Below are 11,323 nucleotides of genomic sequence, written 5' to 3' on the forward strand. Positions count from 1 at the left end.
TTGCATCTCAGAGTCCTTCTAATTGTTTTTGTGGTGATTACAATTATATCTCTCTGAGGTGTTTTTTCATACTTTTAAGTGGCTAACTTCATTTTAGAACTTTTAATGCCAACCTTAACTAATGATTTCCTATGATTTCTTAAAAAAATCCTTGTGCCCTTTATCATATTCTATTAAAATAGAAGTGTTGTCTAGTAGACAAAATAAAAAAGTTTGGGGATAAACATATGTCTATCAACTGGCAAGAAATTGCCTTTACCTTCCTAGGTGGTCTAGGTCTCTTCCTTTTTAGTATCAAATACATGGGGGATGGCTTGCAACAGGCTGCAGGGGATAAATTACGTTATTATATTGACAAATACACCAGCAACCCTTTCTTGGGAGTCTTGATTGGGATTGTGATTACTGGATTGATTCAATCAAGTTCGGGTGTGACTGCGATTGCGGTTGGTTTGGTATCAGCTGGACTTCTGGGGCTACGACAGGCTATTGGTATCGTTATGGGTGCCAATATCGGAACGACAGTTACTTCCTTCTTGATTGGGTTTAAATTAGGAGATTATGGACTTCCTATTTTGTTTGTGGGTGCGGTATTATTCTTATTTGTGAAAAGCCGTAAACTCAACAATCTAGGAAAGATCCTCTTTGGTCTTGGTGGTCTTTTCTTCGCCTTGAACCTTATGGGAGATGCTATGGAACCCCTCAAAGAAATCGCTGCTTTTCGTGATTATATGATCACTTTAAGCGACAAACCTCTTCAAGGGGTGTTTATTGGTACACTGTTGACAGTTCTTATTCAGTCATCATCAGCGACAATCGGTATTTTACAAAGTCTTTACGCAGGTGGTTTGCTTGATTTGAATGGTGCCCTACCTATTTTGTTTGGTGATAATATTGGAACAACCATCACAGCGGTTTTGGCAGCTTTAGGGTCAAACATCGCTGCTAAGCGTGTGGCTGGTGCCCATGTTATGTTTAATGTTATTGGTACTGTCATCTGTTTGATTCTCTTAGCGCCATTTACACACCTGGTCGAATGGTTTCAGGGACACTTGGGCTTGACAAAAGAGATGACCATTGCCTTTGCCCATGGTACCTTTAATATTACCAATACCGTTGTTCAATTTCCCTTCATCGGGGCTTTAGCATACATTGTGACGAAAGTTATTCCTGGTGAAGACGAAGTCGTTAAATACGAAGCCCTCTACCTCGACCGTGGTCTTATTACGTCAGCGCCGTCTATCGCTCTTGGAAATGCTAAACGCGAATTGGTTCATCTGGCTTCCTATTCCGTTCAAGCTTTAGAGGCTTCATACGCTTATATTTCATCATCTGATAGTAAGTATGCTGCCAAGGTTGAAAAATATGAAAATGCCGTAAATACGATTGACGAAGAATTGACAAGTTACCTAATTGATATTTCAAACGAAGCGCTTAACGAAAGTGAAAATGAAGTGCTAGCAAGCTCTCTTGATTCCTCCCGTGACCTTGAACGTATCGCTGATCATGCTAATGAGTTGGCACAATTAACGACGGAAACACTGGCTAAGAATGTTATCTTCTCAGAAGAAGCTCAGGCAGAACTTAAGAAAATGTATACGATGACACACCGTTTGGTCTTGGATAGTATCCGTGTCGTTGTTGACCATGATAAAGTTCTTGCTGGTGAACTCTTGGAGCGACACAAAGAGATTGTCAAATTGGAACGTCAATACCGTCGTGTCCATACTAAACGTCTCAACCGAGGTGAATGTTCAGCGCAAGCTGGTATTAGCTATGTGGATATCTTATCTCACTACACACGTATTTCTGATCATGGTATCAACTTGGTTGAAAAAGTTATTGAAGATGTTATCTAATGAAAAGGTCTACAGAATCTTTCAGGTTGAAGAAAAAGTTCATTTTGGACATTTTTCTCCAATCTTTTTTATTTGTCGCCAAAAAAGACAATCGCAAACTCCCGCCAAAAGTGACTAACAAGGTTCCTAAAAGGTTAAGTATTATCCGAGTCCCTGCAAAATTTCCCAAATTATCAAATTTTCAGGGGGCTGTCTACGTTCTGAAAGGTCTACAGGGCCTTTTTATTTTTTTGTCCATTAACAAATTTTTGGTATATACCAGTTGAAAAAATTTTTTAAGAGCGTATAATAGGAAAAAAAGGATGAAAGCGAGTACAGAAATGACACAATATGTAAAAGCAGATCGATTTTATTTTGTAGATGAAACCAAAGAAGGAGGTTATCTTCAACTTACTGATGGTCGTTTTGGTGACTGGCAGAGTCAGGAGCCTGCTGAGGGTGATATTATTGATTATTCAGGTTATCAAGTTGCCCCTGGTTTGGTAGATACTCATATACATGGTTTTGCGGGATGGGATGTGATGGATAATTCAGCACAAGGTATTCATGCCATCAGTGAAGGATTGTTATCAACAGGTGTTACATCTTTTCTGCCAACTACTTTGACCTCTACGTTTGAGCAATTAGAAAAAGTTTCTGCAACCATTGCAGGTGTGGCTGATGAGGTTAGAGGTGCTAAAATTCAAGGTATTTATTTTGAAGGACCTTATTTCACTGAGGAATACAAAGGAGCGCAGAATCCCTCTTATATGTTTGATCCAAGTTTGGAAGAATTTAATAAATGGCAGCATGCAGCAGGAGGGCGTATTAAAAAGATTGCTCTAGCTCCAGAACGCCAAGGTGTTGAAGAGTTTGTTTCAACAGTCACCAAGCAAGGAGTGACGGTGGCTCTGGGTCACTCCAATGCCACCTACGCTGAAGCTAAAAAGGCTGTTGAAGCTGGCGCCTCTGTTTGGGTTCACGCTTACAATGGCATGAGAGGACTCACTCACCGCGAACCGGGTATGGTCGGTGCTGTCTACAATATTCCAAATACCTATGCTGAGTTAATTACGGACGGTCACCATGTTTCACCTGTTGCCAGTGAAATCCTCATGCGTGAAAAAGGACATGATCATGTTGCCTTAATTACAGACTGTATGCGTGCAGGAGGTCAACCTGATGGCGATTATATGTTGGGTGAATTTCCAGTCATCGTAGAAAAAGGAACGGCGCGTTTGAAAGACACTGGTAATTTAGCGGGGTCAATTCTTGAACTAAAAGATGGACTTAAAAACGTTGTTCGTTGGGGGATTGCTACGCCTGAAGAAGCTATTAAAATGGCTTCCTATGTTGCAGCAAAATCTGTTGGAATTGATGATGTTTGTGGGCAATTAAGTCGAGGTTACCAAGCCGATTTCATTGTTTTGGATAATGATTTGGAGTTGGTGGCAACCTATCTAAATGGTCAAAAAGTCTACCAAGCATAAAAAAGGCTTTAAAATGCTACTATTTTTCTTAAAAAATAGACAATCAGCTTCTAATTTGATATACTTTCAAAAAGAGAAAGAAAGCTTTAGGGCGTTCTAACAGCGAGCTTGGAGTAGTGAGAGCCAGGTAGAGCAAAATAAAGACTTGGCACTTTCTGTTATTGTAAACTGAGCTAGCATATTAAGTAAGTGATAAATTAGGGTGGAACCGCGTTTTGACGCCCCTATGTCAATAGGCATAGGAGTGGAAAAGCGTGGTTCTTTTGCATACTGCGCTAAAACTTGGTGTTAGCGTTTTAAGATGTCACTCAACTGCTTATATGGGAAAAGAAGTTAAGATATGAATTACAAAATTAACCGTTCATCGTGACAATATCATTATGTCCTTGTCAGTCAAACTGACAAATGGCAATCACGAGGGCGATTTATAGTCAAATGAATTAACGTTCAGAACAAGGAACGGAAAAAGACGCAGACAGTACATGATACTCTTCGAAAATCAAAAGCCGACCTTGTTGACTTGATTTGGTGCAGACAGGTCTATCTGCTATCTGTGTCGCCTAGTCTGCTTTTGATTTTCATTGAGTATGAATAGTCGAAAGTGACCATATATCAAAGGTAATTCAAAAGACTATACCTGTCTATGCACTGGTGTTGACCTTTTTAAAAATAGGGTTTCAGTGGCTAAAGTGTCGCAAGTAACTATAGCAATCAAAAGAATGGAGAATAGTATGTCAAAGAAATTGACCTTTCAAGAAATTATCTTGATTTTACAACAATATTGGAATGACCAAGGCTGTATGCTGATGCAGGCTTATGATAATGAAAAAGGTGCGGGGACTATGAGTCCTTATACTTTCCTTCGTGCTATAGGTCCTGAGCCTTGGAATGCTGCGTATGTAGAACCATCACGTCGTCCAGCAGACGGTCGTTATGGAGAAAATCCTAACCGTCTTTACCAACACCACCAATTCCAAGTGGTTATGAAGCCGTCACCGTCAAATATTCAAGAACTTTACCTTGAGTCTTTGGAAAAATTAGGAATCAATCCATTAGAACACGACATCCGTTTCGTTGAAGATAACTGGGAAAACCCATCAACTGGTTCAGCTGGTCTGGGTTGGGAAGTATGGCTTGATGGTATGGAAATCACCCAGTTCACCTATTTCCAACAAGTGGGAGGTCTGGCGACTTCACCAGTAACTTCTGAAGTTACTTATGGTTTGGAGCGTTTGGCGTCTTATATCCAAGAGGTGGATTCAGTTTATGATATTGAGTGGGCTCCAGGTGTCAAATATGGCGAAATCTTCTTGCAGCCTGAGTATGAGCATTCAAAATACTCATTTGAATTGTCAAATCAGGACATGTTGCTTGAAAATTTTGATAAATTTGAAAAAGAAGCCGCACGTGCTTTGGAAGAGGGACTGGTTCACCCAGCTTACGACTATGTCCTCAAATGTTCTCATACTTTTAATCTCTTAGATGCGCGTGGTGCAGTTTCTGTTACTGAACGGGCGGGCTATATTGCTCGTATCCGTAATCTAGCTCGTATCGTGGCTAAAACCTTTGTCTCAGAACGCAAAAAGCTTGGCTTTCCCTTGCTTGATGAAGCAACAAGAGCGGAGCTTCTAGCTGAAGATGCAAAATAGTGAAGTAATCTATCTAGACATTTTCAGATGCGACTTTAGACTAGACAAGTAAGTACCAAAACATTATAAGCCCAGTGAGTTTATAGTGACTAAGAGTCGCTCGTAGCGTCAGTTTTGTTGTGCTAAAAGTATCATTAGTTTTGATAATGGCATAGATAAACGCAAGAACTCTAACTTTTTATAGTCAAATGAATTAACTTTCAGAACAAGAAAGTGAGACGCGGATAGTGCATGATACTCTTCGAAAATCAAAAGCAAACCTTGTTGACTTGCTTTGATGAAGACAGTTTTATCTGCTATCTGTGTCGCCTAGTTTGCTTTTGATTTCCATTGAGTATGAATAGTCGAAAGTGACCATGTATCAAAGTCAATTCAAAAGCCTATATTTAGCTATGAAATTATTGGTTTGCTTGTGTACCGTGCTTCATAAGATAACTGGCAAAAAGAAAAAAGGAAAGAAAAATGACAAAAAATCTTTTAATTGAACTTGGTCTGGAGGAACTTCCAGCCTATGTTGTCACACCAAGTGAGCAACAACTTGGAGAGCGTCTTGCCGCTTTCCTTAAAGACAATCGTCTCTCGTTTGAAGACATCAAGACTTTTTCAACGCCTCGACGTTTAGCTGCGCGTGTGGCAGGTCTTGCTGACCAACAAACTGATTTGACTGAGGATTTCAAAGGCCCTGCTAAGAAGATTGCCCTTGATGACGAGGGAAATTATACCAAAGCAGCTCAAGGTTTTGTTCGTGGGAAAGGCTTGACCACTGATGCTATTGAGTTCCGTGAAGTGAAGGGTGTAGAATACCTCTATGTCACTAAAAACGAAGCTGGTAAACCAGCAGAAGAGGTGCTAGCTGACCTTCCAAAAGTCCTTAATCAAATGACTTTCCCCGTTAATATGCATTGGTCTAAAAACAGCTTTGAATATATTCGTCCGGTTCATACTTTGACCGTCCTCTTAGACGATAAGGCTTTGGACATGGATTTCTTGGGTATTCATTCAGGTCGTGTGAGCCGTGGACACCGTTTTCTTGGTCAAGAAACGCAGATTGCTTCAGCAACATCGTATGAAGATGACTTGCGTGAGCAATTTGTTATCGCTGATGCCAAAGAGCGTGAGAATATGATTGTTGAACAAATCAAAGCTATCGAAGCTGCTGAGAATGTTCAAGTTGAGATTGATGAAGACCTTCTTAATGAGGTGCTTAACTTGGTTGAATACCCGACAGCTTTCATGGGTGCTTTTGACGCTAAATACCTTGATGTGCCTGAAGAAGTGTTAGTAACATCAATGAAAAATCACCAACGTTATTTCGTAGTGCGCAATCAAAATGGTCAGTTGCAACCCAACTTTATCTCAGTCCGTAATGGGAACGATCAACACATCGAAAACGTGGTTAAGGGAAATGAAAAAGTTCTTGTAGCGCGTTTGGAAGATGGAGAATTTTTCTGGCGTGAAGATCAAAAACTTAAGATTGAAGACTTGGTAGCCAAGTTGGCTGACGTTACCTTCCATGAAAAAATCGGTTCTCTGGCTGAGCATATGGAGCGCAGTGGGCTTATCGCTAAGTATTTGACCGAAAAAGCTGCTCTTTCAGCTGATGAAAGTAAGGCAGTAGCTCGTGCAGCTGAGATCTATAAATTTGATCTTTTGACTGGTATGGTTGGTGAATTTGATGAACTTCAAGGGCTCATGGGGGAAAAATACGCCCTTCTAGCTGGTGAAGAAGCTGCTGTTGCGACAGCTATCCGTGAGCACTACATGCCAAGTTCAGCTGATGGAGAATTGCCAGAAACTAAAGTTGGTGCCATTCTTGCGCTTTCTGACAAGCTAGATACGCTCCTATCATTTTTCTCAGTTGGTCTCATTCCATCAGGTTCAAACGACCCCTATGCCCTTCGCCGTGCCACAGCAGGTATCGTTCGTATCTTGGCTGCCTTTGGTTGGGAAATGCCTTTAGATGAATTGATCAATGACCTCTATGCATTGTCATTTGATAGTTTGAGTTATGAAAATAAAGCTGATGTTATGACCTTTATCCGCGCGCGTGTGGATAAAATGATGGATAAAGCCATTCCAAAAGACATTCGGACAGCCGTTCTTGACAGTACTAACTACGTGGTAACAGAACAACTACCTGCCAGCTCTGCTATTTTCCAAAAATCAAAAGAACCCGGCTACAAAGAAGCCGTTGAGAGCTTATCTCGTGTTTTCAATTTGGCTGAGAAAGCTGAAAATACTACAATTACTGCCAGTCTCTTTGAAAATGAGCAAGAAAAAGCCCTCAATGCAGCTGTTGAAAATCTAGAAATTAGCCATGACATGCTTGCCAACGTTGAAGCGCTCTTTGCTTTAGCACCTCTTATCACAGATTTCTTTGACAATACTATGGTAATGGCTGATGATGAAGCCCTTAAAGCTAATCGTCTAGCGCTTTTGAAAAACTTAGCAGACAAAGCAAGTTACGTGGCTATTTTTAATCAGTTGAACAGTAAATAAGAAGATAAGAATTACGGGCTATGACCGTATGTCTCTTAAATAAACAAAGAAAGGGAAGCCGTAGCAGTCGAAATGAATTCGTCTATGTCTCTGTGAAAAAGAGAATAGCCAGTTAGGGGTGAATACCGTCGCTGGGATTCCTATTTTCATGGGGGCGCATACGGCTTAGTATCTTAAGATGGATCAAGCTAAAATCAATCGCATTAATGAACTAGCGAAAAAGAAAAAAACAGTTGGTCTCACTGGTGAGGAAAAAGTTGAGCAGGAGAAACTCCGCCGTGAATATATTGACGGCTATCGCAAATCACTACGTCATCACATTGAAGGCATCAAATTAGTTGATGAAAATGGTAATGATGTGACACCGGAAAAACTCCGTCAAGTCCAACGTGAAAAAGGTTTACATGGTCGTCGTTTAGATGACCCTGAATCTTAATCGCTTAAAGAAAACTCAAAGGTGATAAAAGGCTCTTAATGCTTATTAAATCTAACCAAAAACCTAAAATCAAAGTCTGACATTGATGATTTTAGGTTTTTTATTTATACTATAGTCTTTTGAATTAACTTTGATACACGGTCACTTCCTATTTGTCGTACTCAAGCACTGCCCGCATCTTCCGTTCCTTGTCTGAAAGTTAATTCATTTGACTATAAATGAAAATCAAAAACAAACTAGGCGACATAGATAGCAGACAGAACTGAACGTCATTACATCAAGTCAACAAGGTCTGTTTTTGATTTTCGAAGCGTATTAGCATTATTGTGTTTATAGCTCTTTTGGTTTTCTAGTGTTTAGCAAAGCTATCATGGATACCATGAAACAAACGCTATCTTCACACTAATGAAACGAATTAAAACAAGTATTATAGTCTTTTGAATTAACTTTGATACATAATCACTTTCAACTTGCCCTACTCAAGTACTGTCCGCTCTTGTCTGAAAGTTAATTCATTTGACTATATTTGAACCATTCCCTCTGCCTCTCAGCCCAGTTTCACCATTTTTCAAACTCACAAAAAACTCTATAATTTTTGCAGTGGCGTTATCCACTAGAGAAACTATAGAGCCCCTCTTTTTTGAGGGGTTGGCAACAATCTGTCCTCAGCTTGTTTTATACTTTTTGAAAATCACATTCAGACCTTCCCCTTGTTGACCTGATTTGATGAATTTTACGCCTATCTGCATCGCCTAGTCTAATTTTGATTTTTATTGAGTGTAAAATGAATTATTCATAGCAGTTGGATTGGAATCTATAGGTGCTTTTTCATTTATTATAGAGTCCACGAGCTAATTGTTGTAGAGTGATTTCGTTTGTCACTAAGTCTTCCTTGACTGTAACTTTATGCGTTATGGTAGTTATGTTAGAAAAACTTATCGCAAGAGCCAGTAGACTAGTTTAGTTGAGCGAGCATTTTGGCACGATGTTTTTAGCTAAAAATGGTAATAATAGCCGTTAGAAACTAGCTATTGTCTTCGGGATGAAAAACGTGAGTTTGGAAATCAGGAAGATTGCTGTGATGAGAGCCTGTCGGATAGATTTTTTCTGATGTGGTTAGGTGTTAAGCAAATCGTATGAGGTAGATAAAGTCGTAAAATAAATGCAGAATTGCCGTAGTTTTGATATAGTAAAAGAGTTAGGAAACGCTTACTTATTGTTTAAAGAGGAGGACGAGAATGTCTCAAAAAAAGTATATTATGGCTATTGATCAGGGAACGACAAGTTCAAGAGCTATTATTTTTGATAAAAAAGGGCAGAGTGTCAGTACGAGCCAGAAGGAGTTTCCACAGATTTTTCCGAAAGCTGGTTGGGTTGAACACGATGCTAATCAAATTTGGAATTCGGTGCAATCGGTGATAGCCAGTTCTTTCATTGAGTCGGGAATCAAACCCAATCAAATAGAGGCAATTGGGATTACAAACCAGCGTGAAACAACGGTTGTGTGGGATAAGGAGACGGGGCTTCCAATCTATAACGCCATTGTGTGGCAGTCGCGCCAAACAGCTGATCTGGCAGAACAGCTAAAAAAAGATGGTTATACCGCCATGATTCATGAAAAAACAGGTTTGGTGATTGATGCCTATTTCTCCGCAACAAAGGTGCGTTGGATTTTAGACAGGGTGCCTGGGGCACAGGAGCGAGCTGAAAAAGGAGAATTATTATTTGGTACGATTGACACTTGGCTAGTCTGGAAATTGACAGACGGTCAGGCTCATATTACAGATTATTCCAATGCTGCTCGGACAATGCTTTATAACATTAAGGAATTGAGATGGGATGATGAGATTTTAGACCTTCTTAATATTCCTAAAATCATGCTACCGGAGGTAAAATCCAATTCAGAGATTTACGGAGTAACGGCACCTTTTCATTTCTATGGAGGCTGTGTTCCCATCTCAGGAATGGCGGGAGATCAGCAAGCAGCTTTATTTGGACAGCTGGCGTTTGAAAAAGGAAAGATTAAGAATACATATGGAACAGGCTCTTTCATCATTATGAATACGGGGGAAGAGATGCAATTGTCAAATCATAACTTGTTGACGACAATTGGATATGGTATTAATGGAAAAGTTTACTATGCCCTAGAGGGATCTATTTTTATTGCTGGCTCTGCCATCCAATGGCTTCGTGATGGTCTTCGCATGATTGAACAGTCATCAGAATCTGAAAGTCTGGCTTTACAGTCAAAAGATGAGGATGAAGTCTACGTTGTTCCTGCTTTTACAGGGTTAGGTGCACCCTATTGGGATTCTGATGCCCGTGGGGCAGTTTTTGGCTTGACACGTGGCAGTAGTAAGGAAGATTTTGTTAAAGCAACGCTGCAATCAATTGCCTATCAGGTTCGTGATGTGATTGATACCATGCGATTGGATTCTGGGATTGCTATTCCCGAATTGCGTGTGGATGGTGGAGCTGCGATGAATAATTACCTTATGCAGTTCCAAGCAGATATTCTTGGGATAGACATTACACGCGCTAAAAATTTGGAAACAACGGCTCTTGGTGCAGCCTTCTTAGCAGGATTGGCGGTAGGCTACTGGAAAGACATTGAAGAGATTAAGGCACTTAATGAAGCGGGGCAATGTTTCCAAGCCCAAATGAAGCCCTCTCGCAGAGAAAAACTTTACAAAGGTTGGAAACGTGCCGTTAGGGCGACACAAGTTTATACAGCTGAAGATGAAAGTTAATGTCCTGAAAATAGCCTAGCACTGAGAGATAGCTTAATGCCTTTAAGGACATCAAACGTATCATTTTAAAACTCAAGGTTTAAAAGTATATGCTCAAAAGTGACTAGCACTGTATTTAGACTAATTGCTGAGCAAGGGGTATCCCTTTAATGGAGTAATATCTTATTTGAGATGTTTTTGATAGGTACAATTTTTTCAAGGATAAGCTATGAGTTTAAAAGTCATCCCTATCATTTCTATATTGGACGACACCATAATATAACATATGGTATCCGACAATTTGAACAGGTGAGAGGGGAGTATACTTTGGATAGTGAGAGAATAGGGTAGAATAATTTTTAGCTTGATTCGTCAGATTTAAAAAGAGAAAACCAATTTGAGAGCCCACTGAAAAAGTCATCGTTTGATGGCTTTTTTTGCTATACTAAAGTTGAGGTGATGATATGCTTGATAATCAGTTGACTTTAGATGTTAGTCCCTATTCTACTCTGTATGATATTGTTGTTCCTAAAACTCATTTTTTACGGCAGCTAACGGAACTCTGTGATTTTAGCTTTATTTATGATGAGCTGGAAAAGAATTATCAACCTGACTTCGGACGTCGTGCCTACTCTCCTATCATGATGTTCAAGTATCTCTTACTAAAAGATATTTACAAGTT

At 39.9% G+C, this 11,323-nt stretch carries 7 protein-coding genes; all 7 read left to right on the forward strand.

All coding sequences use genetic code 11. The annotated features are described in order from the left end of the window. The first annotated feature begins 227 nt into the window (after positions 1 to 227). Entirely contained in the window at positions 228 to 1,859 is a 1,632-nt protein-coding gene (locus A3IA_RS0106750) for a Na/Pi cotransporter family protein (protein WP_018380562.1), read from the forward strand. Positions 1,860 to 2,179: 320 nt separating this feature from the next. Continuing rightward, the gene (gene nagA / locus A3IA_RS0106760; protein ID WP_026217604.1) at positions 2,180 to 3,328 is read left to right on the forward strand and encodes an N-acetylglucosamine-6-phosphate deacetylase; all 1,149 of its coding nucleotides are present in this window, start codon (positions 2,180 to 2,182) and stop codon (positions 3,326 to 3,328) included. Positions 3,329 to 4,059: 731 nt separating this feature from the next. Continuing rightward, entirely contained in the window at positions 4,060 to 4,977 is a 918-nt protein-coding gene (gene glyQ / locus A3IA_RS0106765) for a glycine--tRNA ligase subunit alpha (RefSeq protein WP_018380565.1), read from the forward strand. A gap of 462 nt (positions 4,978 to 5,439) precedes the next feature. Then, positions 5,440 to 7,476 carry a glycine--tRNA ligase subunit beta gene (gene glyS, locus A3IA_RS0106770; protein WP_018380566.1) on the forward strand — a complete coding sequence of 679 codons (2,037 nt, stop codon included), beginning with the start codon at positions 5,440 to 5,442 and terminating at the stop codon, positions 7,474 to 7,476. Between the two features lie 178 nt (positions 7,477 to 7,654). Next, on the forward strand, positions 7,655 to 7,912 hold the full coding sequence (locus tag A3IA_RS0106775; RefSeq protein WP_018380567.1) for a DUF896 family protein: 258 nt from the start codon (positions 7,655 to 7,657) through the stop codon (positions 7,910 to 7,912). A 1,238-nt stretch (positions 7,913 to 9,150) separates the two neighbouring features. Next, positions 9,151 to 10,662 carry a glycerol kinase GlpK gene (gene glpK, locus A3IA_RS0106780; protein ID WP_018380568.1) on the forward strand — a complete coding sequence of 504 codons (1,512 nt, stop codon included), beginning with the start codon at positions 9,151 to 9,153 and terminating at the stop codon, positions 10,660 to 10,662. A 443-nt stretch (positions 10,663 to 11,105) separates the two neighbouring features. Beyond that, on the forward strand, positions 11,106 to 11,323 hold a 218-nt coding region (locus A3IA_RS0106785; protein ID WP_018380569.1), incomplete at its 3' end, for a transposase.

It is taken from the genome of Streptococcus thoraltensis DSM 12221, from assembly GCF_000380145.1.
GTDB classification, from domain to species: Bacteria; Bacillota; Bacilli; order Lactobacillales; family Streptococcaceae; genus Streptococcus; species Streptococcus thoraltensis.

Excerpts from the sequence above, each read along its gene's own strand:
- A3IA_RS0106750 (WP_018380562.1), top strand. The coding sequence starts at position 228 with ATGTCTATCAACTGGCAAGAAATTGCCTTTACCTTCCTAGGTGGTCTA.
- nagA (WP_026217604.1), top strand. The coding sequence starts at position 2,180 with ATGACACAATATGTAAAAGCAGATCGATTTTATTTTGTAGATGAAACC.
- glyQ (WP_018380565.1), top strand. The coding sequence starts at position 4,060 with ATGTCAAAGAAATTGACCTTTCAAGAAATTATCTTGATTTTACAACAA.
- glyS (WP_018380566.1), top strand. The coding sequence starts at position 5,440 with ATGACAAAAAATCTTTTAATTGAACTTGGTCTGGAGGAACTTCCAGCC.
- A3IA_RS0106775 (WP_018380567.1), top strand. The coding sequence starts at position 7,655 with ATGGATCAAGCTAAAATCAATCGCATTAATGAACTAGCGAAAAAGAAA.
- glpK (WP_018380568.1), top strand. The coding sequence starts at position 9,151 with ATGTCTCAAAAAAAGTATATTATGGCTATTGATCAGGGAACGACAAGT.